The organism is Micromonospora sp. NPDC005173, from assembly GCF_040608515.1.
GTDB lineage: Bacteria > Actinomycetota > Actinomycetes > Mycobacteriales > Micromonosporaceae > Micromonospora.
On the sequence record NZ_JBEXIK010000006.1, the window covers coordinates 80,187 to 105,041 of the forward strand.

The 24,855-nt window shown below is 69.8% G+C and carries 23 protein-coding genes; 16 read left to right on the top strand and 7 right to left on the bottom strand.

Annotated elements, in window-relative coordinates; translation table 11 throughout:
- Window positions 1-37 precede the first annotated feature (37 nt).
- Window positions 38-226 carry a ribonuclease gene (locus ABZV00_RS10315; RefSeq protein WP_355603931.1) on the top strand — a complete coding sequence of 63 codons (189 nt, stop codon included), beginning with the start codon at window positions 38-40 and terminating at the stop codon, window positions 224-226.
- An 81-nt stretch (window positions 227-307) separates the two neighbouring features.
- Here ABZV00_RS10315 and ABZV00_RS10320 read toward each other — a convergent pair whose 3' ends face one another.
- The gene (locus tag ABZV00_RS10320) at window positions 308-2,551 is read right to left on the bottom strand and encodes a penicillin acylase family protein (RefSeq protein ID WP_355603932.1); all 2,244 of its coding nucleotides are present in this window, start codon (window positions 2,549-2,551) and stop codon (window positions 308-310) included.
- A gap of 510 nt (window positions 2,552-3,061) precedes the next feature.
- Here ABZV00_RS10320 and ABZV00_RS10325 point away from each other — a divergent pair.
- Window positions 3,062-3,865: an SGNH/GDSL hydrolase family protein gene (locus ABZV00_RS10325; RefSeq protein ID WP_355603934.1), complete on the top strand. Its 804-nt coding sequence runs from the start codon at window positions 3,062-3,064 to the stop codon at window positions 3,863-3,865.
- A gap of 67 nt (window positions 3,866-3,932) precedes the next feature.
- Here the strand turns inward: ABZV00_RS10325 and ABZV00_RS10330 are convergent, their stop codons facing one another.
- Window positions 3,933-4,514, bottom strand: coding sequence for a TetR/AcrR family transcriptional regulator (locus ABZV00_RS10330; RefSeq protein ID WP_355603937.1), 582 nt, complete (start codon window positions 4,512-4,514; stop codon window positions 3,933-3,935).
- Between the two features lie 68 nt (window positions 4,515-4,582).
- Between ABZV00_RS10330 and ABZV00_RS10335 the strand changes: the two genes are divergently transcribed.
- Window positions 4,583-5,617 (top strand): hypothetical protein, encoded by a 1,035-nt coding sequence (locus ABZV00_RS10335; RefSeq protein WP_355603940.1) that lies wholly within the window; start codon window positions 4,583-4,585, stop codon window positions 5,615-5,617.
- A gap of 60 nt (window positions 5,618-5,677) precedes the next feature.
- Here the strand turns inward: ABZV00_RS10335 and ABZV00_RS10340 are convergent, their stop codons facing one another.
- Window positions 5,678-7,429 carry an exo-alpha-sialidase gene (locus ABZV00_RS10340; protein WP_355603943.1) on the bottom strand — a complete coding sequence of 584 codons (1,752 nt, stop codon included), beginning with the start codon at window positions 7,427-7,429 and terminating at the stop codon, window positions 5,678-5,680.
- A 492-nt stretch (window positions 7,430-7,921) separates the two neighbouring features.
- Entirely contained in the window at window positions 7,922-8,587 is a 666-nt protein-coding gene (locus tag ABZV00_RS10345) for a FadR/GntR family transcriptional regulator (RefSeq protein ID WP_355603946.1), read from the bottom strand.
- Window positions 8,588-8,800: 213 nt separating this feature from the next.
- Between ABZV00_RS10345 and ABZV00_RS10350 the strand changes: the two genes are divergently transcribed.
- The 10 genes from ABZV00_RS10350 (at window position 8,801) to ABZV00_RS10395 (ending at window position 19,169) form a co-directional block, all read left to right on the top strand.
- Window positions 8,801-10,426, top strand: a complete 1,626-nt coding sequence (locus ABZV00_RS10350; protein WP_355603948.1) for an ABC transporter substrate-binding protein — start codon at window positions 8,801-8,803, stop codon at window positions 10,424-10,426.
- 100 nt (window positions 10,427-10,526) lie between these two features.
- Window positions 10,527-11,483: an ABC transporter permease gene (locus ABZV00_RS10355; RefSeq protein ID WP_355603951.1), complete on the top strand. Its 957-nt coding sequence runs from the start codon at window positions 10,527-10,529 to the stop codon at window positions 11,481-11,483.
- Complete coding sequence (locus ABZV00_RS10360; RefSeq protein ID WP_355603953.1) at window positions 11,483-13,441, top strand: dipeptide/oligopeptide/nickel ABC transporter permease/ATP-binding protein; 1,959 nt, start codon at window positions 11,483-11,485, stop codon at window positions 13,439-13,441. Before ABZV00_RS10355 ends, ABZV00_RS10360 begins: the two co-directional genes overlap by 1 nt.
- Window positions 13,438-14,514, top strand: a complete 1,077-nt coding sequence (locus tag ABZV00_RS10365) for an ABC transporter ATP-binding protein (protein ID WP_355603955.1) — start codon at window positions 13,438-13,440, stop codon at window positions 14,512-14,514. The genes ABZV00_RS10360 and ABZV00_RS10365 overlap by 4 nt, the downstream gene beginning before the upstream one ends.
- Entirely contained in the window at window positions 14,511-15,449 is a 939-nt protein-coding gene (locus tag ABZV00_RS10370; RefSeq protein WP_355603958.1) for a dihydrodipicolinate synthase family protein, read from the top strand. Before ABZV00_RS10365 ends, ABZV00_RS10370 begins: the two co-directional genes overlap by 4 nt.
- A gap of 2 nt (window positions 15,450-15,451) precedes the next feature.
- A complete protein-coding gene (locus ABZV00_RS10375) occupies window positions 15,452-16,402 on the top strand; it encodes an ROK family protein (protein ID WP_355603961.1) in 951 nt (316 codons plus the stop codon).
- The gene (locus tag ABZV00_RS10380) at window positions 16,399-17,079 is read left to right on the top strand and encodes an N-acetylmannosamine-6-phosphate 2-epimerase (protein WP_355603964.1); all 681 of its coding nucleotides are present in this window, start codon (window positions 16,399-16,401) and stop codon (window positions 17,077-17,079) included. The genes ABZV00_RS10375 and ABZV00_RS10380 overlap by 4 nt, the downstream gene beginning before the upstream one ends.
- A gap of 189 nt (window positions 17,080-17,268) precedes the next feature.
- Window positions 17,269-17,859 carry a dihydrofolate reductase family protein gene (locus ABZV00_RS10385; RefSeq protein WP_355603967.1) on the top strand — a complete coding sequence of 197 codons (591 nt, stop codon included), beginning with the start codon at window positions 17,269-17,271 and terminating at the stop codon, window positions 17,857-17,859.
- A 46-nt stretch (window positions 17,860-17,905) separates the two neighbouring features.
- A complete protein-coding gene (lspA, locus tag ABZV00_RS10390; RefSeq protein ID WP_355603970.1) occupies window positions 17,906-18,418 on the top strand; it encodes a signal peptidase II in 513 nt (170 codons plus the stop codon).
- Window positions 18,419-18,560: 142 nt separating this feature from the next.
- Complete coding sequence (locus ABZV00_RS10395) at window positions 18,561-19,169, top strand: hypothetical protein (RefSeq protein WP_355603972.1); 609 nt, start codon at window positions 18,561-18,563, stop codon at window positions 19,167-19,169.
- Window positions 19,170-19,238: 69 nt separating this feature from the next.
- Here ABZV00_RS10395 and ABZV00_RS10400 read toward each other — a convergent pair whose 3' ends face one another.
- Window positions 19,239-20,036, bottom strand: a complete 798-nt coding sequence (locus ABZV00_RS10400; RefSeq protein WP_355603974.1) for an SAM-dependent methyltransferase — start codon at window positions 20,034-20,036, stop codon at window positions 19,239-19,241.
- A 323-nt stretch (window positions 20,037-20,359) separates the two neighbouring features.
- Between ABZV00_RS10400 and ABZV00_RS10405 the strand changes: the two genes are divergently transcribed.
- The gene (locus tag ABZV00_RS10405) at window positions 20,360-21,268 is read left to right on the top strand and encodes a hypothetical protein (RefSeq protein WP_355603977.1); all 909 of its coding nucleotides are present in this window, start codon (window positions 20,360-20,362) and stop codon (window positions 21,266-21,268) included.
- A gap of 56 nt (window positions 21,269-21,324) precedes the next feature.
- Here the strand turns inward: ABZV00_RS10405 and ABZV00_RS10410 are convergent, their stop codons facing one another.
- Complete coding sequence (locus tag ABZV00_RS10410; protein ID WP_355603979.1) at window positions 21,325-21,783, bottom strand: PPC domain-containing DNA-binding protein; 459 nt, start codon at window positions 21,781-21,783, stop codon at window positions 21,325-21,327.
- Between the two features lie 109 nt (window positions 21,784-21,892).
- Window positions 21,893-22,855, bottom strand: a complete 963-nt coding sequence (locus ABZV00_RS10415; RefSeq protein ID WP_355603981.1) for a helix-turn-helix domain-containing GNAT family N-acetyltransferase — start codon at window positions 22,853-22,855, stop codon at window positions 21,893-21,895.
- 308 nt (window positions 22,856-23,163) lie between these two features.
- Between ABZV00_RS10415 and ABZV00_RS10420 the strand changes: the two genes are divergently transcribed.
- Both ABZV00_RS10420 and ABZV00_RS10425 read left to right on the top strand, forming a co-directional pair.
- A complete protein-coding gene (locus tag ABZV00_RS10420) occupies window positions 23,164-24,207 on the top strand; it encodes an acyl-CoA desaturase (protein WP_355603983.1) in 1,044 nt (347 codons plus the stop codon).
- Window positions 24,208-24,270: 63 nt separating this feature from the next.
- Entirely contained in the window at window positions 24,271-24,822 is a 552-nt protein-coding gene (locus ABZV00_RS10425; RefSeq protein WP_355603985.1) for a YciI family protein, read from the top strand.
- The last annotated feature ends 33 nt before the right edge of the window (window positions 24,823-24,855 follow it).

Genomic DNA, 24,855 nt, shown 5'->3' on the forward strand with positions numbered 1-24,855 from the left:
GCCGTTTGCTGCTGTGGGTGCAGGGTAACTGGGCGTTGTGACCACACCTGAGCAGAGCCGGCGGCAGCAGGAGGATGCACTCGAAAGCGGCGAGGTGTATCAGGACGCCGAAGGACGCCGAACCAGAGACCCGGGCGCCGGGGCGGCGCACGCCAACAGCGAAGCCGACCGCAACGCCGAGCACCTGAGGCGTGGCGAGGTCGGGCCGGGCATCCCGGAGGAGTAGGCAGCCGGCGCCGAGGCGTGCCCGACCGGATGGCCGGCCTGGGCACGCGACGGCGTCGACGACCTGACTGTGGACGAGTGATCACCTACCCGGCCGGTAGCTTCGCTCGACATGGCCCCTGAGGTCCTCCGGATAGAAGTAGACGGGCCGGAGATCGCCGCTCGCGTAGCGTTCGACCTGGTCGTTGAAGTGCGGCGAGTCCGGGTGGCCGCTCGCGCCCCCCGCCGTCACGGCCCAGGCGCGCAGCCTCGGGCCGAACTCCACGACCGCCACGAAGCTGTTGCCGCTGGTGCCGTAGTAGCGCTTCGTTCCCGGGTAGCGCCTCGCCCCGAAGGAGGCGAGCGAGCCCCACTGCGCGGAGGTGAAGGGCACCGGCCTGCTCGGCTTGGCGTCGTCGAACGTCTGGACGATCGCGCCGTCGTTGCGCTGGAAGCGGTTGATCTCGCCCCAGGGCACCTGCCAGTTGCCGAAATCCTGCGTCAGCCGCTGCGTCGCCGCTTCGAGCGCGGTGAGTCGCTGCGCATCGGTGGCGCGCTCGGCCAGGTAGTCCCACATCGACATGCCCGCGTCTCTCGCCGCCTGGGCCAGCGGCGCCCAGAGCGCCTCGCCCCAGAACACGGCCAGCGACGTCGCGGTCGATTGCGGGCTCCAGCGGTAGTCCCAGCCGCGTAGCAGGCCGATCGGGTCGGCGAGCGCCGCCTTCTGCTGGTTGCCCCCGGGCAGCCTGTCCCATGCCGCGATCAGCCCGGGCACGAGTCGGGCGAAGGCGGTGAGGTAGGTGTCGAAGGCGGCAGCGATGAGCGTCTGCGGGGTGAAGTCGTCGCGCGCGGTGAGCACTCGGATCGCCTGCGGTCCACGGGGGTTCTCGCCGGCCTGGTCGAAGTAGCGCGGATAGTCGGCGGCGTCCGGGCTGTCCGGGCCGGCCGCGGTCCAGGGCCAGTTGTTGGTGTTGAACGCCCAGCCGTTCCTCGGGTTCACCGCCTGCGGAAGGCTCCGGAGGCTGTGCAGTCCGCGCCAGTCCGTCGCCGGGTCGCTGCCGTCGACGGGCTTGCGGTAGTCGAAGCGATCGTCGCGGCGCGGCATGAACTGCGGCACCAGGAAGGCGATCTCACCCTTCGAGTCCGCGAAGAGCGTGTTGTTCGAGCTGTTGGCCTTGAGGCCCGCCACTTGGATGAAGTCCGCGTAGTCCCGCGTCTTGGTGCGCAGGAAGCTCTGCTGCAGCGCCTCGACCGGCTTGTTCATCAGCGCGAACGCGATCCACCTGCCGTCCGCCTCCCGGACGATCGGGCCGTGGTGCGTGGCGAAGGTGGTGAAGCTGCGCCGAGCCCGCCCCCCATCCGTCGTGTGATACGACAGCGTGATCGTCTTCGTCGTCACCGGCCGCAGCGCGTTGCCGTGGCGGTAGGAGTGTCGGCCGTCCGCCCGGGTCACGATCGTCTCGGCGAACTCGTCGACGTTGTCGACGCCGCTCGACGTGTGCATCCAGCCGGTGTTCGGGTTGAAGCCCTGGTAGATGAAGAACTGGCCCCAGGTGGCCGCGCCATAGGCGTTGAGCCCCTCCCGGCTCGTCACGTGCTGCTCGGAGCGGAAGAAGAAGCTGGTGTGCGGGTTGATCAGCAGCAGGGCGTGACCGTTGCGCGTGTGGCTCGGCGCGATCGCCATGCCGTTCGAGCCGCTGGGTTCGCGGAACAGCAGACCGCGCTCGTCATCGGTCATCGGCACCGTGCGTTTGCTGTAGAAGGCTTCGAGTTGGGTGAGCGGCACCCGCTCGATGTCACCACCGATGCTGCCCTCGGAGAAGCTCAGCGGCATCCACGGCTCGAACCGCGTGAGCACACGTGGCTGCACCTCGGGGTGTGTCGCTAGGTAGTAGTTCAGCCCGTCGGCCCAGGCCTGCATCAGCGTGCGCAGCCAGGACGGGCTCTGCGCGTAGTCCCTCTTCAGCGCTCCGGGGTCGACGTACAGCCGCTGGCGCAGGTCCTGCCAGATCGCACCCTCACCCTCGGCCTCGGCGAGGCGGCCGAGGCTCACCAGGTAGTTCCTCTCGATCCGGTTGAAGTCGTCCTCGGCCTGGGCGTACATCATTCCGAAGACCGCGTCGGCGTCGGTCCTGCCGACCACGTGCGGGATACCCCAGTCATCGCGGGTGATGGTCACGTGCGCCGCCTGCCGGTGCCAGCGGGCGACGTCGGACGCGGTCCGCGGGGGAGCGGCGGCGGCGCCGGACGGCAGCCCCGTCGCGACGGCCGCGGCGCCCGCGGCCAGTCCGGCTGCTCCGCCCAGTACGCGGCGTCGGCTCAACCCTTCGTTCTGCGGGTGGTTCATGAGGTGGTCCACCTTCCTCGGGGGTCAACGGATCCTGCCGGGGTGCGCGATCGGTGGCGGGCGCGCCCGATGGGCGCTTCGCGGGCGCTGCGTGTCGAGGTCGGGGCCGCTACCGGTTGCGCCGAGGCCGATCCAGGGGTCGACACGGTGGCCGTCGCGACTGCGGTGCCCGCCACCCGTGCCCTTAGGCGTCGGGGTCCCGCCGTTGGGCCAGTGTCCGGCAACGACCATCGCCGCCTCCCGGGTCGCTTGTGATCAACCTGCTTCGACCTGCGTACCACTCGCTCTGGCCGCACGGCAATAGAGGTCGGAAAATATTCGTGACCATGGGTGGACGAGCCGTTCCGGGCGACCGGTTCCGCGGGAGTTGCCCGCGACTGTCCTCATTGGATTCCGGTGACCGTCGGCGGAAATTGCCGTAACCACGGAACTCGCCGGAAGGATCTTTCCAACATCGATATTTGGTGATATCAATCTCCCACCGATCCTCCTACACCACCGGAGCGCAACGTGCGGAGATCCCGTCTGGCAACCCTCGTCCTGAGCCTGGTCACGGCTCTGGGCGCCGCCCTCGCCCTGGCAGCGCCCGCCCAGGCCGCTCCCAGCGACCACTACGTCGCCCTCGGCGACTCCTACTCCTCCGGGGTCGGTGCCGGCAGCTACACCGCCGAGAGCGGTTCCTGCCAGCGCAGCACCAAGGCGTACCCGGCGCTGTACGCCACCAATGTGCAGCCCGCGTCGTACCGCTCGGTCGCCTGCTCGGGCGCCACCACCACCAGCGTGATCAACACGCAGCTTGGCGCGCTCAGCGCCGCCACGACCCTGGTCAGCGTCACGGTCGGCGGCAACGACGTCGGCTTCGCCAACATCATGACCACCTGCGTGCTCTACGGCACCACCGACTGCGTGGCCGCCGTGCAGGCTGCCGAGGACAAGGCCCGGGCCGACCTGCCCACCCTGCTGCGCAACGTCTACACCGGAATCCGGAACCGAGCGCCCTCGGCCCGGGTGGTGGTCGTCGGCTACCCGGTCTTCTACCAGCTGGGCACGACGTGTGTCGGGCTCAGTGTCACCTCGCGTACGAAGATCAACGAGGGCATCAACCTGGTGGACGACATCATCCGCACTGCCGCCGCGGCCGCCGGGTTCACCTTCGCCGACGTCCGGTCACAGTTCGTCGGGCACCAGCTGTGCAGCGGCGGCACGAAGTGGTTGCACGCCCTCAACTTCGCCAGCATCGGGATCTCCTACCACCCGACCGCAGCCGGTCAGTCCGGCGGCTACTACCCGGTCTTCCGCTCCAAGGCCGGCTGAGTCCGGATACGCGGTCGGCCAGCAGCGGTATCACCCCGACCAGCCTTCGCGCGGCCGCCGCGCACGTTCAGTGGCGGCCGCGCACGAGCGGTAGGAACACCTCGTCCACGATCTCGACCAGCACCTCGTCCGGCACGGAGGGGATGCCGCGCATCGCGTACTCGGCGCGCAGCAGCATCATCGGCGTCGTCGCCACCCGGTGGTGCGCGGCTGCGGCCGGTGCCTCGCCCCGGGCCACGGCGCGCTCCAGCATCGCCAGCCAGGCGCGGTCCATGGTGTCCGCGCCGGACCGCTCCCGCATGAGGGTGAGCAGCTCGGGGTCGTCGGCCGCGGCGACGAGCAACCCGCGCAGGATCGTCCCGTGCGGCGATGACCACGTCTCGTTCGCCCGCCGCAGCATCTCCAGCGCGTCGCCCCGCAGGGCGCCTGTGTCCGGGTTCGGTAGCACGGCGTCGGACAGGTGGCGGTACGCCGCGATGCCCAGTGCCGCCCGGTGCGGCCACCGGCGGTAGATGGCGTTCTTGTTGGTCCCGGCCCGGGCGGCGACCCGGTCCATGGTCATCCCCGCGTAGCCGGACTCGCGCAACTCCTCAGCCGCCGCGTGCAGGATCGCCCGCTCCAGCTCCTCGCCCCGGCGCCTCGTACTCATGTCTTGCAGGGTACTGCGCGTACCCTATAAGGTACGCGCCGTACCTCAAGAGCGAGGAGAGTCGTCCGATGCGCGTCTTCGGCGTGAACTACGACACCGGTTTCGTGAGCGCGGGGTCCACGACCCACGAGCCGTTCGATCCCGAGACCGTGCGGCGCGACCTGCGCGTCATCCGCGACGAGTTGCACTGCGAAGCGGTGCGCATCACCGGCGGAGTCCAGGACCGGCTCGAGCTGACCGCAAGGTTCGCCGCCGAGGCCGGGCTCGAGGTGTGGTACTGCCCGTTCACCAACGGCCTCGACCGCGACGGGCTCATGGCGTTCGTGCTCGACGGCGCGGAGCGGGCCGAGCGGCTGCGGCAGAGCGGGGCGTCGGTCGTGTACCTCACCGGCTCCGAGATCGCCATGTTCACCGATGGCTTCCTGCCCGGCCGCGACCTGGCCGAGCGCATGGCGCTGTTCACCGACCCGATGCGGATGCGGGAGGCGGTCCCGGCCGCTCGCGCCGCGGTGCGCGACTTCCTCGCCGAGGCGGTGCCTGCGGTGCGGGAGCGGTTCGGAGGGCCCGTCGGCTACGCCTCGATCCCGCTGGAGGCCGTGGACTGGGCGCCGTTCGACATCATCGCCAGCGACGCCGGGTACCGCGACGCGACCAACGCCGCGGCGTTCCCGCAGACCCTGGCGGCCGCGGTGGGGCAGGGCAAGCCGTACGCCGCCACCGAGTTCGGCTGCTGCACGTTCCGCGGCGCGGCCGACCTCGCGGGCGGGGCGGAGCCGGTGACGTACGACGAGCACGGCCGCGCCGCGAAGCTCACCGCATTGCTGGAGCGCGACGAGGAGGGCCAGGCCCGCTACGTCGTGGACCTGTTGCGCGACTACGAGGCCGGCGGGGTGGACGCGGCGTTCGTGTACACGTTCGCGAACCGGCACCTGCCGACCACCGACGACCCGGAGCGCGACTTCGACCTGGCCGCGCGCGGGATCGTGCGGGTGCTGCCGGACGGCTCGTGGACGCCGAAGGCTGCCTTCCACGCCCTTGCCGCGTACGGCCGCTCGCGTGTGCAGAGCCGGTTGGCCGCTCAGGGCCGGTCGGCCACCTGTTGACACCAGGACGTGGTCTTCGCCGACACGGTCAGCGAAGACCACGTCGAGATATCACAGCTCTCAGGCCCCCTTGACCCAGTCGAGGCTGAAGCGGGCGAAGTAGATGCCGCCGGTGTTGCCGACCTCGTACAGGTTGCCGATCTGTCCGTTGGACAGCACGGCCATCGTGGAGTAGCCCGCGCCGCCCGGCTTGATCAGCGCCCGGGCCGGCCAGCTGACGCCGTCGTCGGTGGACAGCCGGACGGTGAGGTCATTGCGCGCGGTCGGGTGAGCGTTGTTGCTGAACAGAGCGGTGCGGGTGCGGATCGGCGCACCGTTCGTGCCCAGCTCCGACGGGCGCAGGTAGGACAGTTCGTCGGCGTTGCACAGCGGATCGGTCAGCACGGCACTGGCCGTGGCCGGGCCGAACGTCGCGCCTCCGTTGGTGGACGTCGCGTAGAACCGGCTGCGGGTGCCGTTGTGGCGCATGTTCTGCACCACGGCCCCGGTGTTGCGCTCGATCGCCTTGCTCTCGTTGATGGTCCCGCCGGCGGACCCACCGCGTCGCCACGTCACACCGTGATCGTCGCTGTAGATGTTGGCGGCATGGCTGGTGCCCGCCGCGTCCCGGTACGCGATCGGCTGGACCAGGCGGCCGGTGCTGGTCTGGATGCCGTGGCCGGAGGAGAAGAACACCTGCTGCCACGCCGGGTCCTTGACCGCCGGGTTCAGCTCCACGGAGGCGCTCCAGGTGGCGCCGTTGTCCCTGCTCGTGATGTACCGCAGGTGCATGCTGTTGGGGTCATCCGCCGTGTTGACCCCGGAGGAGCCCGACCAGAAGCTGATGCCGGGCCTGGGGGAGTAGGTGAAGAAGCAGTAGACGGTGCCGGTCGCGCGGTCCACCAGCACGCTGGGATCGCCCACCCCCTCGCGGGTGGTGGCGGGGGCGTGGATGACGCGTGGCTGTTCGAAGGTGCGGCCGCCGTCGGTGCTGCGGATCATGGCGATCTGGATGTTGTTGGTGCCGCCGCCCAGGTCGTACGAGCCGTCGACCCGCGCGTCGGCGACGGCGATGACGGTGCCGTTGTTGGTGACGGCCATGCCCGGGATGCGGACCGAGGCCGCGGTGCCGTCGTAGCGACCGTTGGCACCGTTGAGGTTGCGGATGACGGTCTGCGTGGTCAGCAGTGTGGTCGTGTTCATCTGCGGGGTTCCGGCGGCCATGCCGCACGTGGCGGTGCCTCGCTGTGTGCTGTCGAAGCCCGGAGCGGTGACCCGCAGGCTGTACGGGGTGCCGGCGTCGACCGTCCAGTAATGCAGGAAGTTGCCGCCGGCGGCGACCGTGCGGGTCCACGGTGAGCCGGTGCGTCCGGGCCAGGTGACGGTGAAATCCCGGGCGGTCGCGGTGCGGTTCTCCAGCGTGAGCTGAAGGCGACTGGCCGTGCAGTCGAAGCTGGTGAGCGCGGACATGCCGGTGCCGCAGTGGAATATGCCGGCGGAGGTGTCGTCCAGCCCGGTCGGGGTGGTCGTTCGCAGCGTGTACGCCGTGCCGGCCGTCAGGGTCCAGTACAACTGGGTGCTGCTGTTGGCGGTGACCGTCCTGGTCCACGGCGAGCCGGAGCGCCCGGCCCAGGTGACGGTGAAGGCCTGTGACGTGGTGCTGCGGTTGTCGAGCAGCAGGTTCAGTCGGCCGGTGGTGCAGTCGGCGCTGACTGTCGCGTTCACTCCGGCGGGAGCGGCCTGCGCTGGCGTGGCGGGCAGAACCGCGGCCAGGCCGAGGACGGCGGCCACGACGGCTACCGCTCGGCGCAGTGTTGCGCGGATAGGAGGCATGGAGTTCCTTCCGGGGGACGGGGTGCGGAACGGAGGATCGAGTCACACATATGACATCGGATGTCAGACGACGGTAGGGGGCACCGCGAGGATCGTCAATAGATGAGCATGAACATGCGCGGTCGTGGTCACGCGCACGGTCATCCGCTCGACGAACGCCATGAGGACGGCTCTGCCGCCCCGCCGGTGGGGCCGGCAGCTGGCCGGCCTGCCACTGCTGGCCGCTGTGGACCGACTGGCTCCGCACCGGAGCCTCGCACCGGATTCGGCACGGCCGTCCAGCTCACACCACGCGCAGGGGGCGGCGCCGAATCGGGATGGCCGCCAAGCCGGGAGCACGGTGGAATCGGCTCACCCTGAGCTCAGGACCGGCTGCTTCTGGCGGCGTCGGCCACCGCTGGCGATGGGTGCGCAGTCACGCCGTCCGCCGTCCGCCGTCCGACGGCTAGGGGCGGCGGACGGCAGGGCGATGCTGCTGGGTGATCGGTTGGCTCAGGGCTGGACGGAGCGTGCGAGGCTCGCGCGGACGGGCGCGTAGTGGTCGGCGATGGCGGACCGCAAGACCGCCGGATCGCCTCCGGTGATCGCGTCGACGATCGCCCGGTGCCGCTGTGCGGTGATCACCCGGTCTTCCGGCTGGGTGCGCAGGGTAGGGGCGACGATGGCCTGTACCTGCCAGAACGCCTCGGTCAGCTGGAGGATCAGGTCGTTGCCCAGGGGCTCCATCAGCTTCAGGTGGAAGGCCCTGTCGACCTCGAGGAAGTCCTTGTCCTGGGCGGCGAGATCCGCCATCTGGTCGGCGAGCGCGGAGAGGTCTGCGAGGTGTTCCGCGTCGAGGACCTTGATGATGTCCGCGGCGAGGCCCTGCTCAAGGGTCTGCCGGACATCCACGACCTGGCCCAGCACCTGGTGGTCTTCCTCGGCGCTCAGCAGGCCGCGGAAAGCCAGACTTTCGACGAGGGCGTTGAGGGACATGTGGCCGACGAACGTGCCGTGGCCGTGTCGCACTTCGACGATGTCGAGAGTGGAGAGGATCTTGACCGCCTCGCGGACGCTGGACCGGCTGGCTCCGATGGCCTCGCACAGTTCCGTCTCGGTGGGGAGAAGGTCTCCCGGCTTGAGGCGATTGCGCAGGATGTACTCCTTGATCCCTGTCACGACCTCCTGTCGACGGGGACCTGGGCGCTCCTGCCCGCGTAGCGGGCTCGCGTCAATCGTCGTCATCTGCCCCTTGCCCTTCCTTTACGGATCTGTCACGCTCAGCCTAGCGGCATCAGACGTCAGACGTCAGACCCCATACCCCATACCCTCTACCCCCCGCAGCGCTGAGCTGTCACGCGGAGCGCATGCAGAGCCTATGGAGGCATTTACGTGAGCACCACCGACAAGCCGTTGAGGAGGCAACTCGGGGCCCCGCGCCGAGTTCGCTCGCTAGCCATGGCGGCTGGCGCGGCAACCTTGGCGCTAGGGCTGGCAGCGTGCAGCGGCGGCCCCGCCTCGACGAACGCCGTCGGAGGCGGCAAGGGCGGAAAGACGATCGAGGCGACGCTGGCTTTCACCCTCTCCAGCGGCTTCGACCCCGCGAACGCCTCCTCGGCGGTCGCGACGGCGGTCAACCAGCACACTTTCGAAGGTCTCGTCGACCTCGACCCGATCACCCGCGAACCGTACCTGGCTCTCGCGAAGGCCGATCCCGTGGCCAGCGCCGACGGACTCACGTACACGGTGTCCCTGCGGGACGGCGCGAAGTTCTCCGACGGCACCCCCGTCACGGGCGACGACGTCGCCTGGTCCTTCAGCCGGGTCCTGAAGCCGGCCGACCCGGCGGCTCCGCCCCTGATGCAGGGGTTCATCCCGTTCATCGACTCGGTCACCGCCAAGGACGCGACGACGGCCGAGTTCAAGCTGAAGTACCCGTTCGCGCTGTTCGCCGAGCGCATCGCGGTCATCAAGATCGTCCCGAAGGCGAAGACGGCCGACGCGGCCGCGTCGAAGGCCTTCGACACCGCGCCGATCGGCTCCGGCCCCTTCAAGATGGACAGCGCCTCGAAGGAATCCGGCATCAAGCTGAGCAAGAACCCGAACTACAACGGCTCCCGTGGCGCCACGGTGGACGCGATGACGTGGAACACCACCACGGAGGCCTCGGCCCGGGTGTCGGACCTGCAGGGTGGTCGGGTCCAGACCATCGAGTCGGTGCCGTACCTGAACGTCGACTCGATCAAGGAAAAGTACACCGTCGACGTGAAGCAGGCCTTCAACCAGGTCTTCCTCATGTTCAACACGGCGGCGGCCCCGTTCAACGACAAGCGGGTACGCCAGGCCCTGCACTACGCCATCGACAAGGACGCGGTCATCAAGACGGCGCTCAACGGCTACGGCAGCCCGGCGACGAGCTACCTCGACGAGGGCAACAAGGACTACCAGAAGGCCGCCACGGTCTACGACTACAACCCTGACAAGGCCAAGGCCCTGCTCCAGGAGGCCGGCGTCACGAACCTGACGCTCCAGCTCGACACCACGGACAGCTCCGTCGTGAAGGACGTCGCTCCGCTGGTCATCGAGCAGTGGAAGAAGATCGGCGTCAACGCCAGCCTCAACACGGTGCCCTCCGCGGCCATCTACGGCGATGTGGTTCCGAAGGACACCTTCCGGGTGCTGATGGCAACCGGTGACCCCAGCGTCTTCGGCGTCGACACCGATCTGCTGATGCGCTGGTTCTACTCCGGTGAGACCTGGCCGGGGAAGCGTTACCGCTGGAACGAGGCGGACCGCAAGGCCATGGTCGGGCTGCTCGACAAGGCTGCCCAGACCACCGACGAGGCGGCCCGGAAGACCCTGTGGAAGCAGGCCCTCGACATGGCGGCCGAGGAGGCCCCGCTCTACCCGATCCTGCACACCAAGGTCGTCACCGCGTACGACCCCGCCAAGCTCACCGGCTTCTCGGGCGCCGCGACCACCGGCCTGTACTTCCTCGGCGCCAGCCGAAGCGGCTGACCCTGCGCTCTGGGGCCCGGCCCGACCGCGTCCCGCCCGGCCCACGCAACCCGTGGGCCGGGCGGGACGTCCCGGCGCCCCGCGACGAGAAAGAGAAACCATGCTGACCGTCCTGAGCCTGGTCGCGCGACGACTCCTGACCCTGATCCCCCTGGTGCTGGGCATCACGCTGTTCGTCTTCGTGATCATGCAGTTCTCGCCGATCGACCCCGCGCTGTCGGTCCTCGGCGACCAGGCGACGCCCGCGCAGGTCGCGGCGTTCAAGGCCGCCAACGGCCTCAACGACCCGCTGCCGCTGCGGTATCTCCACTTCCTGGGTGACCTGATCCGAGGCGACCTGGGCATGACCTTTCCGCCATCGGTTCCGGTCGCCGACAAGATCGCCACCGCCCTGCCGCTGACGATCCAGCTGACGGTCATGGGTGTGCTGGGCGCGCTGGTCATCGCGCTCGCCCTCGGCATCCCCGCCGCGCTGTACCGGGACCGCTGGCCCGACCAGGTCATTCGGTTCGTTTCCATGGCCGGGATCGCCACGCCGTCGTTCTGGCTGGCGCTCCTGCTCATCCAGGAGCTCGCGGTCCGGCGCCCGATCTTCCCGACCGGTGGCTACGTCAACCCCGCGGACTCGGTTTCCCTCTGGCTGCAGTCCGTCGCCCTGCCCGCACTCGCTCTGGCCGTACCTGTCGGGTGCTCGCTCGCCAGAATCGTGCGGACGTCGATGGTCGAGGAACTCGACAAGGACTACGTCCGGACGGCGATGGGTGCCGGACTGCCGCCCCGAGTGGTGATCGGACGCAACGTGCTGCGTAACGCGCTCGTCAATCCGCTCACCGCGCTGGGCCTGCGCATCGGCTACCTCATCGGAGGCACGGTCGTCATCGAGGCCATCTTCTCGCTGCCGGGCATGGGCACCCAGATCATGAGCGCGGTGCAGCAGAACGACACCGCCCTCGCCCAGGGGACCGTCCTCACGATCGCCCTCGGTTTCGTCCTCGTGAATCTGGTTGTCGACATCCTCTACGTCTTCGCCAACCCTCGACTGCGCGGAGGCCACTGATGCGTCAGACACTCGTCGCCCGGCTGTCCCGCCCCGGCGTCGCCTTCAAACGGCTCGGCCTCACTGCCCGGCTCGCGCTTGGTTTCGTCCTGCTCATCGTCCTGGTGGGCATCTTCGCCCCGATCCTCGTCCGGCATGACCCCACCCAGACCGGGCTCGGCCCGGCGCTGACCGGCCCGAATGGCGACTTCTGGTTCGGTCTGGACAAGCTCGGGCGGGATGTCTTCTCGCGGCTGGTGGCGGGCACCCGGCGGTCCCTGATCGTCGGCTTCGGCGCGGCAGGCCTCGCCCTGCTGGCCGGCTCGATCCTCGGCGCCCTGGCCGGAACCGGCCGGACCGCCGTCGACGAGGTGGTGATGCGCTGCCTCGACGTCGTCATGGCCTTCCCCGCCATCGTGCTCTCCGCCCTGCTGATCATCTCCTTCGGCAAGAACAGCCTGCTGGTCCTCGTGATCGCGATCGGATTCGTCTTCACCCCGTCGGTCGCGCGCATCGTCCGCGCCAACGTGCTGTCGCAGTATCGCGAGGACTATGTGGCGGCCGAACGGATCATCGGCGCCCGTCGACCGCACATCCTCTGGCGACACGTCCTGCGCAACTGCGCCGCGCCCATTCTGGTCTTCGTCACCGTCATGGTCGCCGACTCCATCGTCTTCGAGGCGTCCCTCTCCTTCATCGGTGGTGGGCTGGCCCCGCAGGAGGCGGCCTCCTCGTGGGGCTCGGTGATCGCCTTCGGCAAGGAGATGGTGCAGATCGGTGGATGGTGGGCGACGTTCTTCCCCGGCCTGCTGATCCTGCTGACCGTGCTGGCCCTGAACGTGCTCTCCGAAGGGGTGTCCGACGCCTGGGCCGCCCCGGCGGCACGGCGCGCCACCAACGTGTCGACCGGCGACGCGCTGGAGCAGGCGCAGCCGGGCGTCGGCGAGGTCGTGAGTCTGCCCGGTCTCACGGTGGCGGCGCAGCGGCTCCGCGAGCGGGCCCGTCCCCTCCCGCAGGGCCAGCCCGTCCTTGAGATCAAGAACCTGTCGATCGGTTTCGAGGGGCGCCATCAGGGCGTCGACATCGTCGACGGACTTTCCTTCGACGTCCGTCCCGGCGAGGTCGTCGGCCTGGTGGGGGAGTCGGGCTCGGGCAAGTCCCTGACGGCCCTCGCCGTCATGGGGCTGCTGCCGCAGGGGGCCAGGGTGCGCGGGGAGGTCTCGTTCCAGGGCACCAACCTGCTGTCCCTGAACGCGAAGCGGCGCCGTGCCCTGATGGGGCGCGAGATCGCGATGGTCTACCAGGACGCCCTCTCGGCTCTGAACCCCGCACTGCGCATCGGGACACAACTGGCGCAGATGATCCGCCGCGGTGGCACCCGGTCGGCCGACGAACTGATGCGGCTGGTGGGTCTGGACCCGCAGCGCACGCTCGCGGCCTACCCCCACGAGCTGTCCGGCGGGCAGCGGCAACGAGTGGTGATCGCGATGGCCCTGTCCCGGGATCCGCGCCTCATCATCGCCGACGAGCCGACCACCGCGCTCGACGTCACGATCCAGGCGCAGGTGATGGAGCTGCTGCTGCGACTGCGGGAGCAGTTGGGCTTCGCCCTGATCCTGGTCAGCCACGATCTCGCTCTGGTCAGTGACGTCTCGGACCGCGTCGTCGTCATGTACGGCGGGCAGATCGTCGAGACCGGCGTCACCGCCGACGTGATCGAGGCGCCGGCGCACCACTACGCCCGTGGGCTCCTCGGATCCGTCCTCTCCCTCGAGACCGGCGCGGAGCGGCTCACCCAGATCCGCGGGGTCGTGCCGTCGCCGGCCGACTTCCCACCGGGATGTCGGTTCGCCGATCGCTGTCCCATGGCCACCCGGGTCTGTCGCGACACGGCACCCCGCCTGGAGGGCACTGCCGCCCATGGGTACGCCTGCCACCACCCGGCCGTACCCGTCAGCGAGAAGGAGCTGGCCCGATGAGCGCGACAGCCCCGCGACAGCCGATCGCCGAGCTGAGCGACGTGCACGTGGTTCACCGCATCCGTGGGGGTGGCATGTTCAACCGTGAGCGGGTGTACGCGCTCACCGGTGCGGACCTGACCATCAGCGCGGGGGAGACCGTCGGCATCGTCGGTGAGTCTGGCTGCGGTAAGTCCACTCTGGCCAAGGTGCTGGTCGGGCTCCAGCGGCCGACGAGCGGCACGGTCTCCTTCGCCGGCAAGGACGTGTGGTCGATGAGCGCCGCGGAACGGCGCCAGCACATCGGCGCCGGCGTCGGCATGATCTTCCAGGACCCCGCCACGTCGCTGAACCGGCGAATGGCGGTACGCGACATCCTGCGCGACCCGCTCGACGTGCACCGCCGGGGCACCAGGGAACAGCGAGAGGAGCGGGTCGCCGAGCTGATGACCCTGGTGGGCCTACCCCGCTCGGTCGCAGACGTCCTGCCGAGCCAGCTCTCCGGAGGTCAACGCCAGCGGGTGTCCATCGCCCGCGCGCTGGCGCTGGAACCGGGACTGGTCATCGCTGACGAGCCCACCAGCGCCCTCGACGTCTCGGTGCGGGCCCAGATCCTCAATCTGCTGCTGGACCTCAAGGACCGGCTCGGTCTGGCCATGGTCCTGGTCTCCCACGACATCCAGACCGTCAAGAGGATCAGTGACCGCGTCGTCACGATGTACCTCGGCCGGATCGTGGAGCAGGCGCCGGCCGCCCTGCTGCCCGAGGGGGCTCAGCATCCGTACACCCGTGCGCTCTTCTCCGCCACACCGGGTCTGCTCTCGCCCATCGACCCCATCCCACTGGTCGGCCCTGTCCCATCCGCCACCCGACCGCCCAGCGGATGCCCGTTCCGGACCCGCTGCTGGAACGCCACCGACGTGTGCGCCACCGAGATGCCAACGGTCCAGGGCGCGAACGCCGACGGCGGCGACTTCCACGAGTTCCGGTGCTACCACCCCGTTCCTGCCGGAACCAGCAACGCCGAGCTGGTCGAACTCGCCAGCGCGGTGACGGGTCGCAGCACCCCCCTACATGTCGAGGAGACAGCGTGAGCACCTCAGCCCCGCGGTTCGCCGGAGTCGTTCCGCCGACCGTCACCCCCCTGACCGAGGAGGGCGAGGTCGACGTCAGATCCCTCGAACGGCTCGTCGAGCGGCTGCTCGGCGCCGGCGTCGACGGCATCTTCGCGCTCGGCAGCTCGGGCGAGACCGTCTTCCTCACCGACCGGCAACGGGACCAGGCTCTCGAGACCGTCGTGAAGACCGTCGGAGGTGCCGTCCCCGTCATCGCCGGCTGCATCGAGCCGACCACCCGCCGGGTCCTCGACCGGGCTGAGGCGTCGACGCGGCTGGGAGCTGACGCGCTGGTCGCGACCGCCCCGTTCTACGCCATCGTCGGCCCCCACGAGATCGAGCGGCACTTCCGGTCGATCGCCGCGGCGGCGGAGCTGCCCCTGCTCGCGTACGACATTCCGGTCTGCGTGCACACCAAGCTCTCCACCGACCTGCTGACCCGTCTGGCGGCGGAAGGGGTCCTCGCCGGTGTCAAGGACTCCAGCGGAGACGATGTCGCCTTCCGCCAGCTGGTGCTGTCGATCGCGGACCAGGCGCCGGACAGCGGCTTCAGTCTGCTGACCGGGCACGAGGTGGTCGTCGACGCGATGATGCTGGCCGGCGCCTCCGGCTCAGTCCCCGGGCTGGGCAACGTGGACCCGGCCGGCTACGTGCGACTCCACCAGGCCAGCATCGGCGGCGACTGGGAGGCCGCCCGCCGTGAGCAGGACCGCCTGACCCGACTGTTCCGCATCGTCGACGCGGCCGACCCCGCCACGTCGGCAGGAGCGACCAGGGGTGTCGGCGCGTTCAAGACCGCACTGGCCCTGCTCGGTGTCATCGCCACCAACGCGGTGTCACTTCCCATGCGACCGCTCGACGCCGACGAGACGGCCCGCGTGCGTACCCAGCTGGAACTGGCGGGGCTCCTCTGACCATGACCGAGGCAAGCAAGCCCAGCGCGGTCTCCGTCGAGGCGGTCGCCGCGCTCGACATCGGGGGCACCAAGACGGCGGCCGCCATCGTGACCAGGCAGGGGAAGGTCGTCGACCGCGTCACCGCCGCAACCCCGGGCAGGACGGGGGCGTCCGCCGTACTCGACACCGCCGCCGGCCTTGTCGGCCAACTGATGGCGAAGTCGGCGGGTACGGCCGTCCGGGCTCTCGGGGTCGGCAGCGCCGGGGTGATCGACAGCCGGACGGGCCGGGTGCTCTCGGCCACCGATGTCCTGACCGGCTGGGCCGGCACGGATCTGCGGGGCACCCTGCACCAGCGGCTGGGGCTGCCCGTCACGGTCATCAACGACGTGCACGCGCACGCCCTCGGTGAGGCGCGCCACGGCATCGCGGCCGGGTGCGAAACGGTGCTCTTCATCGCCGTCGGCACCGGCATCGGCGCCTCGTTCGTCGTCGGCGGCACCGTGCTCGCCGGCGCGCACTCCGCGGCCGGCCACGCCGGTCACCAGTCCTCCCCGTACGCCGGGTCACTGCCCTGCACCTGCGGCGGACAGGGCCACCTGGAGGCGATCGCCTCCGGGCCAGGCCTCGCCAACGAGTACGCGCGGCGCACCGGTCAGCCGGTCGACGACCTGCGGTCCGTGGCCGCACTCGCCGAAGACGGCGACGAGACGGCCAGAGAGATCATCCTGCTGGGCGGGGCCGCTGTCGGCTCGGCCGTCGGCGGGCTGGTCAACATGCTCGACCCCGACGCGGTCGTGATCGGCGGCGGTGTCACCGGCCTGGGCGAGCTCTGGTGGCAGGCACTTCGTGACGCGGTGAAGCGGGAGACGTTGCCCAGCTTGGACGACGTGCCCGTCCTGGCCTCGGCCCTCGGTTCGCACGCTCCACTTCTCGGTGCCGCCTCGCTGGCCTGGGAGGCCCTGGCATGAACACACTGATCGCGCAGCTCCGCCACCGGCTGGTCGTCTCGTGCCAGGCGTATCCCGGTGAGCCGATGCGGGACCAGGACACGATGCGCCGGGTCGCCCTCGCCGCCGTCCAGGGCGGAGCCGCGGGCATCCGCGCCCAGGGCCTGGCGGACATCGCGGCCATCCGGGACGCGGTTGACCTCCCGCTGATCGGGCTGTGGAAGGACGGGGACGACGACGTCTTCATCACTCCCACGCTCGACCACGCGCTGGCCGTCGCCCGGGCCGGTGCGCACATCGTCGCGCTCGACGGCACCGCTCGACCACGGCCCGACGGCCGGTCCCTCACCGAGACCGTCGCCGCCGTGCACGAGCAGACCGGAGCCATGGTGATGGCCGACTGCTCCACCCTCGCCGAGGGAATCGCCGCCGCCGCGGCGGGCGCCGACCTGGTGGGCACCACCCTGGCCGGCTACACGTCGTACACCAGCAAGCAGCCCGGTCCGGACCTGGATCTGGTCGCCCAGCTCGCCACCGCGATCGACGTGCCGGTGATCGCGGAAGGCCGGATCCACACGCCGGCGCAGGCGGCGCAGGCGTTGCGGGCCGGCGCGTGGGCGGTGGTGGTGGGCACTGCGATCACCCACCCCACCACCATCACCGGCTGGTTCGCGTCGGCAATGGCCGACGCCAGGTAGGGCGCGAGGCACGACCTGCTGCGTTACCAGGCGCGGGAGAAGGCTGGCCGGGCGTCGGATCCGTCGGTCGAAGCGACGCAACAGTTGCGGGCAAGGTGGCTTTCCCGGTGTTGTCGATCCGGGGGCGGGTCGTTCGTGTAGCTGGTGAGATGCCGGCGAAGGGCCGGCCGCTTACGCGAGGAGAGCACCATGGGCAAGGTCGTCGTGGTCCAGAACGTGACACTCGACGGGGTCATGCAGGCGCCGGGCGGGGCCGACGAGGACACGCGGGGAGGCTTCCCGTACGGCGGCTGGGCCCGCCCGTATGCCGACCAGGTCATGGCCGAGACGATGGGCAAGGGCATGAGCGAGGGTGGCGGGATGCTCTTCGGCCGCCGCACCTACGAGCAGTTCTACGGCTTCTGGTCGAAGCAGACCGACGGTAACCCGTACACCGATGTCCTCAACCGGAGGCGCAAGTACGTCGCCTCGCGCGCTCTGGCCGAGCCGCTGCCCTGGGAGAACTCGTCCCTGCTCGAAGGCGACGCGGCCGACGCCGTGGCCACGCTCAAGCGCGACGTCGAAGGCGACCTGATCGTGCTCGGCAGCGGCGAGTTGGTGCGGTCGCTGGCCCGAGCCAGCCTGGTCGACGTCTACACGCTGTCGATCCACCCACTCACGCTCGGCACCGGGATGAAGCTGTTCGCCGAGGGTGAGGACGCGTACGGCACGTTGGAACTGGTCGAGGCCGTACCGACGACAACCGGCGTGATCATCGCTACCTACCGCCCCACCGCCTGACGGTCATCGTTGGTGTGCTCTGGAGGCGACCCGTTAGGGTTCCGGTGTGTTCCGCGCCGTTGTGATGATCGCTGCCCTGGTGCTCGTCTCCGACCAGGCCACCAAGTACTGGGTCCAGTCCACGCTGTCCGCCGGCCAGACCATCTCCGTCGTCGGTGACCTGCTGCAACTGCGACTGGTTTACAACCCCGGTGCCGCCTTCTCCATCGGCTCCGGGTCCACCTGGATCTTCTCGATCACCGCGGCTGCGGCGGTGGTCGGGGTGACGGTCGTGGCGCGGCGGGTCACCTCGCGGCCCTGGGCGGTGGCGTTGGGGTTGGTGCTCGGCGGTGCGGCGACGCATCTGCTGGACCGTCTCTTCCGCGAGCCGGGTTTCGCCCGGGGACACGTTGTGGACTTCATCGACTACGCCGGATTCTTTGTCGGCAATGTCGCTGATATCGCCCTGGTCGTCGGCGTCGGCCTCGTCATGGTGCTCAATCTGCGAGGCATTCCGCTGCGCGAGCCGATCGCTTCCGCCGGGGCCAGCACCACTGACCAGGTGTTGCCCAGTTCCTGAGTCGGCCCAGCGTCTCGGTCGGCCGGGCGGCGTCGCGGTGGCGACGCTCAATGTCCCGCGCATGACCGTCGGTTTTCCGTCCGGCCGTTCCCGAAGCTCGTATCGTGACGATGACCCCGGTCAGTCACGGACGGTGAGGTGCATGGACGACGGCGAACGCGAACAGGCGTTGCTCAGCGCCCTCACCACCGAGCATTTCGTGCTGCAGACCTCGCGCAGCGCGACCATCACCGAGTCGGTGGGCCGGGCGACGATCTTCCTGTCCATGCTCTCTGCCGCGCTGATCGGGCTCGGCTTCGTTGCCAGTAACGCCGCGCTCGTCCGTCCGTACCTCGGGGCGGTGCTGCCGACGCTGGTGATCACCGGAATGCTCACGTTCCTGCGGCTCGTGCAGAACATGGTGGAGAACGAGCTGGATCTCGCGCGGATCCAACGCATCCGGGCCTACTACCACCGCCGACTGGCCGGCGATCACAAGTTCTTCGCCGACGCGGTGCAGGGCGAGGTCACCACGCAGGCGACCTGGGCGGCGGTTGGCAACACGCCCGGGCGAGCGCAGATGCTGCTGACGACGGCGGCGTTGGTCGGTGCCGTGAACGCACTGCTGGCGGGGCTCGTGGTCACGCTGTTGGTCGGACTTGCCGGGTTGTCGTCCGGGCTCGCGATCGGCGTCGGCAGCGTGTTGGCTCTGCTGGCCTTCGCCGCCCAGGTCGTCTACATCAATCGCAGGTCGATCTCCCTGCCCGGGTAGGGAGATCGACCTGACGAGAACCCAGGCCGGTGCGAGACCGGCCCGGGCTCCCGGACCGAAGGTGAACGGTCAGGGCTTGCGGGCCACTGCGCCGTACGCGTCGATTGCCTGTGCGTCGGGCTCGTCCGGCCGCCACAGCGGGATCGGCACCAGGCCGGGCTCCACCATTGTCAGCCCTTCGAAGCAGCTCGCCAGCTCCTGGGGGCTGCGCAGGATGTACGGGACACCCCCGCTCTCGGCCAGCCGCGCAGCGCCGGAGACCACCGCCGGGCTGGTGTCGGTGCCGTCCCACAGCACCAGGTGGCTGCCGGAGGCGGTGGCGTTCATCGTCTGCTGGACGATCGAGCGCACGACGTTGATGTCGGGCTCGTAGCCCATCACGCCCATGTACATCACGGCGATGGGCTGGCTGAAGTCCAGCGTCGCCGCCGCCTCGGTGAGAATCTTCTCGGGGTCGTGGTAGTCGGCGGGCACGTAGTTGGTGACGCCCTCGGAGGTCGTGTTGGCCAGCAGTGCCCGGGCGTGCACGAGCACCATCGGGTCGTTGTCCACGTAGACGATCCGCGACTCGGGCGCGACCTCCTGGGCGACCGCGTGGGTGTTCTGCATGGTGGGCAGGCCGGTGCCGATGTCTAGGAACTGGCGGATGCCGGCCTCGGCGGCCAGGAATCGTACGGCTCGCACCAGGAACCGGCGAGAATGCTGCGCCATGAGGACGATCTCCGGGTAGACCTCGGCCACACCGTCACCGGCCGCCCGGTCGGACTGGAAGTTGTCCTTGCCGCCCATCCAGTAGTTCCAGATCCGTGCCGCGTGCGGCACGTCGGGTTGAAGCTTCGCGGCGAGTTCGGATTCCAGGCTAGCCATGCGAGGCTCCCCTCAAGAAATGTCATCCTGTGTGGATCGCTGGCATCGTACCCACGTCCACTGTCGACGTACTGCCCGGCTGTGCCGGTCGGTCGTCGGCACGCCGGTGTCTCGGCCGCCCGACCCGGCATCACCGCCGGGGACATCGCCGCCTTCGGCAGGATGACCCTCAGCGCGGACAGCGACGTAGCCCGAGCGAAGGCGATCAAGGTCATGCTCGGCGGTCTGACCAGCCCACCACCGGCTGACGCACTCCCTCGGCCAGATCGAGGCGCTGGTCAGGCTCGCGTTGCCCCCGGTCAGCCCGTGACATGATTGGACCCATGGCAAAGCAGCAGGACGTCGGCGGGCCCGACCGTCACAACGGGTCAGGTTCCACCGCCTACCGGGAGATCGGTGGTGGCGCCGACGCGCGGCTCGCCCTCGCACAGGACCCCGCAACGCCACAGATGACCCTTTTCGACCTGGCGTCCGACCCGTCGCCCGTGGTCCGTAAGGCGGTCGCGGTCCGGATTGACGCACCCGCGCAGGCACTGCGCCCGCTGACCCGGGACCCCGATCGTGACGTCCGGGAGGCCGTGGCGAGAAACCCCTCGACCTCGATCGCCAATCTCCTGCGACTGGTCAAGGACGCCGACCGGTGGGTCCGCTGGGCGGTCGCCGGCAACCCGGCTTGCGACGAGTCCGTTCGCCGTGTGATGTCAGAGGCACCCGACAAGGAGCTTCGTGGTCTCCTCGCGGAGACGCGGGAGCTGGAGCCCGAGCTGGCCGCCAAGCTGATCGACGACGTCTCACCCGAGGTACGGGAACGACTCGCCACCCACAGCCACGATCCGGATGTGATCACCGCTCTGCTGGCCGATCGCACCGTACGCGTACGCAAGGGGGTCGCCCGCAACCCGCGGACCACGGCTGAGCAGCGCCGCGCGCTCGCCCAGGACCCCGTGGTCGACGTCCGTGCCGCGCTGGTCCGTGCGGTCGAGCTGGACGAGGCGGATCTGGAACTCCTGGTTGACGACCGTTCGGTGCAGGTCCGCCTGGCGATGGCGAAGTCCGAGGTCATCCCGGCGCACATCCGGCACGCACTTGAGCGCGATCCGGACGACGCGGTGGCCAGTGCGGCACGGGAATTCCGCCCAGGATCGGGCAACTCTTCGGTGGTGCGGGCTCCACGCGTCGGTCACCGGCCCTCCGGGACCGCCCCGGGTCGACCGGGCGGCGCCGCGCGCTGAGGCCGGAGGCATGACGCCCCACCGCTGCAACTGCCGCCGCACCGGGCAGTGCGATTTCACGCAGCGGTTGGTGGCCCGTAGGTGGTTGCCGGGAGCAGGGCGAGGCCGGTCTCTGGATCAATCTGTTTGGTGAGGCTGGCGCCGACCTCGGTGATGATGACCTCCAGCGTCGGCCAGACCTCACCCCGCATGAGGTGCCCGCCGACGGTCGTGCCGTCCCGGCGGCCGAGGACGGTGTGCACGTGCAGGGCGATCTTGCCGCGGTCATCCGCGATGTCGCCCAGCAGAGACAGGACCTCGACCTGTTCGTCCACGGGGATGCGGACGTAGTCACGCCTCTCGCGGTCGAAGTAGCCCACCTCGGCCGAGTGGAACCCGCCGACAGCGGTGACCCGCGCGCCGCGGATATCGCTCTGGGTTGCCGCCTGGTGGATGGCGGCCACCGCGTCCTCACCCTTGTCCACAGCGACCACCACGACCCGCCGGCCACCGTCGGCCAGCTCGGTCTTTCTCATGATCGTTCCTCCCGGTCCGATAGCGGGCGGCACCGGGTGACGCATACGGCGTCGGACGGCTTCGCGTCCCGGTGTCGCGTCACCTGCGATACCCGTTGCCGGCGCATGCTCACGGATCGCGGCGTGATTCCCGCCTCGGGCTCGTCCGCTGAGGTGGTTGTTCTCCCGGCAGCCCTGGCGGATCAAGCTGCTTTTCGAACCAGTGGTGCGCGAAGTGCTCGTTGTTGTACGGCTCGATCTCCTGGTACCCGGCCGCGTGGTACATCGCGATCGCTTCGGTGAGATTTCGATTCGTGTCCAGCCGGACGGTGGTCCAGCCCCGCTCGCCGGCGTACCGCTCCAGGTCGCGCAGTATCCGCCGGCCGATGCCGAGCCCGCGCACGGTGTCTGCCACCCAGACCCGTTTGATCTCGGCGGGTGCGTCGGGGTGGAGTTTGACCGCGCCGCAGCCGACGGGCTCGGAGTTGAGGGTGGCGAGCAGGAACACGCCGGCGGGCGGGATGAGCTCCTCGTCGTGGACGGGGTTGCTCAGTGCCGGATCGAACCCGCCGTCGAACCGCCGGGTGATGTCCCGGGCGTAGGCGCGCACGCATGCCCGGGCGCGGGGGTCACCCGGCGGGCAGGGCTCGATGACCACCATCGACGCGATGAGCAGCCGCTCGACCTGGGCCATCGCCGCGACGAGCCGTTCGCGGTGTGGCTCGGTGAGCGGTGCGAGGATAGCCGAGGCGAACTCGTCGGAGCGCTCGTCGAGCTTGGCCCACTCCGCCTGCCCGGCTCCGGTGAGCGCGGCGACCCGTACCCGTGCGTCGCCGCCGAGCTGGTCGGCCGGTCCGACGGTGACGAGCCCGTCATTTTCCAGGGCACGCAGCAGCCGGCTGAGGTAACCCGAGTCCAGCCCGAGTCGGGCCCGTAGCGCGGCCACCTCGGCCCCGTCGGGGCTGATCTCCCACAGCAGCCGGGCCTGCGCGAGGGGGCGTCCGGAGGCCATGTACTCGTCGTCGAGTGCCCCCACTCGCTGGGTGACCGTCCGGTTGAAACGCCGCACTGCGGCGACGAACTCCGATCTCATATAGCTGACTTTAGTCAGGCATGTAGGGTCGGCGCTAGACAAATGCTCGGCCCGAAGCGGAGATCGATCTTCGCCGCCGGCGCCCGGCCCGCGGTCCCGCGTAATCCGCGTAATCCCTTCCGGCGCAAGCTGTTCAACGGCCTGCCCAACGACCCACGGAGGCGTAATCTGATCCAGCGGGAGCCGGCCGCCAGGCGGCCAAACCCAGCACGCAGCAGAAGAGTCAACAGCTCATGGCCCGCCTGACCGGCTGGTCGAGCCGACGCCGCAGAGAGATCCGGCGGACAGGGACCAGCGGGAGCTGCAAAGTGAGCGACATCAGTCTCGGCGTCGACCGCCAGCGGGGCAGCGACTACGCAGACCTTTCCCGGCAGGTCCGCGCAGCGGGTCTGCTCGATCGACGGCCAGGCTACTACGCGCTGCGGATCGGCCTCGTCGTCGGCTCCTTCGCCGGCCTGTGGGTCCTGTTCGCTCGACTGGGCGAATCGTGGTGGCAGCTCGCAGTGGCAGTAGCCCTCGCGGTGGTCATCGCGCAGGCCGGGTTCATCGGCCACGATGCCGGACACCGGCAGATAGCCCGCTCGCGCCGGGCCAACGACCTGATCGGCATCGTGCACGGCAACCTCCTGACCGGGATCAGCTACGGCTGGTGGGTAGACAAGCACAACCGGCACCACGCCCACCCGAACACCGAAGGCAAGGACCCGGACATCTCCGTGGCGCCGTTGTCGTTCACCACCGACCAGGCCCGGCGACAGCGTGGCCTGGCCGCACTGTTCGTCCGTCACCAGGCGTTTCTCTTCTTCCCGCTGCTCCTGCTGGAGGGCCTGCACCTGCACGCCATCAGCCTCCGCGCCGTCTTCAGCCCACGTCGCCTCGCGCGTCGACCCGCCGAAGCCGGGCTGCTGGCCCTGCACCTGGGCGGCTACCTCGCCGCCGTGTTCCTGGTCCTGAGCCCCGCGCAGGCGGTCGTGTTCATCGTCGTCAACCAGGGCCTGCTGGGCCTCTACCTCGGCTGCTCCTTCGCCCCCAACCACAAGGGCATGCCGATCCTCGGCGCCGACGACAACCTCGACTACCTGCGGCGGCAGGTGCTCACCTCCCGCAACGTCCGTGGCGGGCGGCTCCTCGACGCCGCTCTGGGTGGCTTGAACTACCAGATCGAACATCACCTGTTCCCGAGCATGCCGTGCCCCAACCTGGGCCGCGCCCGGCCATTGATTCAACGGTTCTGCGCCGAGCACGACATCAGCTACCACGAAACCAGTCTGGGCCGCTCCTGGGCGGAGGGGCTGCGCCACCTGCAGGACGTCGGAAGCCCCGAACCTCGTACCGATGCCGCGGTGCGCTGAGCCGCCACAGCGCCATCGCGGCCCGACACGCATCGCTGTCGGGCACTGGTCAAGACTTGGGGCATGGAGTTCTTCTGTTACCACCGCGACCGGCACGACTCCCTGGCACTGCGCGACGAGCTGCTGGCGGAGCACTGGTCGTACATGGATCGGTACGCGGAAGAGATGATCGCGCGCGGCCCGACCTTCGCCGAGGACGGTGACACGCCCACCGGCAGCGTGCACATCATCGACCTCCCCGATGCTGCCGCCGCCCGCGCGTTCGCCTTCGACGAGCCCAACTACCAGGCGGGCGTGTACCGGGATGTGCTGCTGCGCCGGTGGCGCAACACGCTGGGCCGCACCATGTGGGACTTCTCCGGAGGCCGGACGGGTGGCAGCCGGTACCTGGTGCTCGGGCTCGGCGCGGGGCAGGCCGCCGATCTCGCCGTGCCGCCCGACCGGGACGAGCTGATCGCGTACGGGCCGCTGCTGTCTGACGACAACACAACCTGGCTGGGTACGGCGGCGCTGGTCCGGGCGCCGGACCCGGACAGGGCGCGTGCCGTCCTGACCCCGGGCCGGTACGCCGACATCGAGGTGCACAACTGGGCGTTCGGCGGGCGGCCGTCATAACGCACGGATGGCTCTGGACACATCGCCCCTGTG

What these genes read in the sequence shown, in the direction of transcription:
- ABZV00_RS10355 (WP_355603951.1), top strand. Translation starts at nt 10,527, where the DNA reads ATGCTGACCGTCCTGAGCCTGGTCGCGCGACGACTCCTGACCCTGATC.
- ABZV00_RS10335 (WP_355603940.1), top strand. Translation starts at nt 4,583, where the DNA reads ATGCGCGTCTTCGGCGTGAACTACGACACCGGTTTCGTGAGCGCGGGG.
- ABZV00_RS10385 (WP_355603967.1), top strand. Translation starts at nt 17,269, where the DNA reads ATGGGCAAGGTCGTCGTGGTCCAGAACGTGACACTCGACGGGGTCATG.
- ABZV00_RS10365 (WP_355603955.1), top strand. Translation starts at nt 13,438, where the DNA reads ATGAGCGCGACAGCCCCGCGACAGCCGATCGCCGAGCTGAGCGACGTG.
- ABZV00_RS10330 (WP_355603937.1), bottom strand. Translation starts at nt 4,514, where the DNA reads ATGAGTACGAGGCGCCGGGGCGAGGAGCTGGAGCGGGCGATCCTGCAC.
- ABZV00_RS10340 (WP_355603943.1), bottom strand. Translation starts at nt 7,429, where the DNA reads ATGCCTCCTATCCGCGCAACACTGCGCCGAGCGGTAGCCGTCGTGGCC.
- ABZV00_RS10410 (WP_355603979.1), bottom strand. Translation starts at nt 21,783, where the DNA reads ATGAGAAAGACCGAGCTGGCCGACGGTGGCCGGCGGGTCGTGGTGGTC.
- ABZV00_RS10415 (WP_355603981.1), bottom strand. Translation starts at nt 22,855, where the DNA reads ATGAGATCGGAGTTCGTCGCCGCAGTGCGGCGTTTCAACCGGACGGTC.
- ABZV00_RS10320 (WP_355603932.1), bottom strand. Translation starts at nt 2,551, where the DNA reads ATGAACCACCCGCAGAACGAAGGGTTGAGCCGACGCCGCGTACTGGGC.
- ABZV00_RS10380 (WP_355603964.1), top strand. Translation starts at nt 16,399, where the DNA reads ATGAACACACTGATCGCGCAGCTCCGCCACCGGCTGGTCGTCTCGTGC.
- ABZV00_RS10400 (WP_355603974.1), bottom strand. Translation starts at nt 20,036, where the DNA reads ATGGCTAGCCTGGAATCCGAACTCGCCGCGAAGCTTCAACCCGACGTG.
- ABZV00_RS10405 (WP_355603977.1), top strand. Translation starts at nt 20,360, where the DNA reads ATGGCAAAGCAGCAGGACGTCGGCGGGCCCGACCGTCACAACGGGTCA.
- ABZV00_RS10360 (WP_355603953.1), top strand. Translation starts at nt 11,483, where the DNA reads ATGCGTCAGACACTCGTCGCCCGGCTGTCCCGCCCCGGCGTCGCCTTC.
- ABZV00_RS10425 (WP_355603985.1), top strand. Translation starts at nt 24,271, where the DNA reads ATGGAGTTCTTCTGTTACCACCGCGACCGGCACGACTCCCTGGCACTG.
- ABZV00_RS10375 (WP_355603961.1), top strand. Translation starts at nt 15,452, where the DNA reads ATGACCGAGGCAAGCAAGCCCAGCGCGGTCTCCGTCGAGGCGGTCGCC.
- ABZV00_RS10395 (WP_355603972.1), top strand. Translation starts at nt 18,561, where the DNA reads ATGGACGACGGCGAACGCGAACAGGCGTTGCTCAGCGCCCTCACCACC.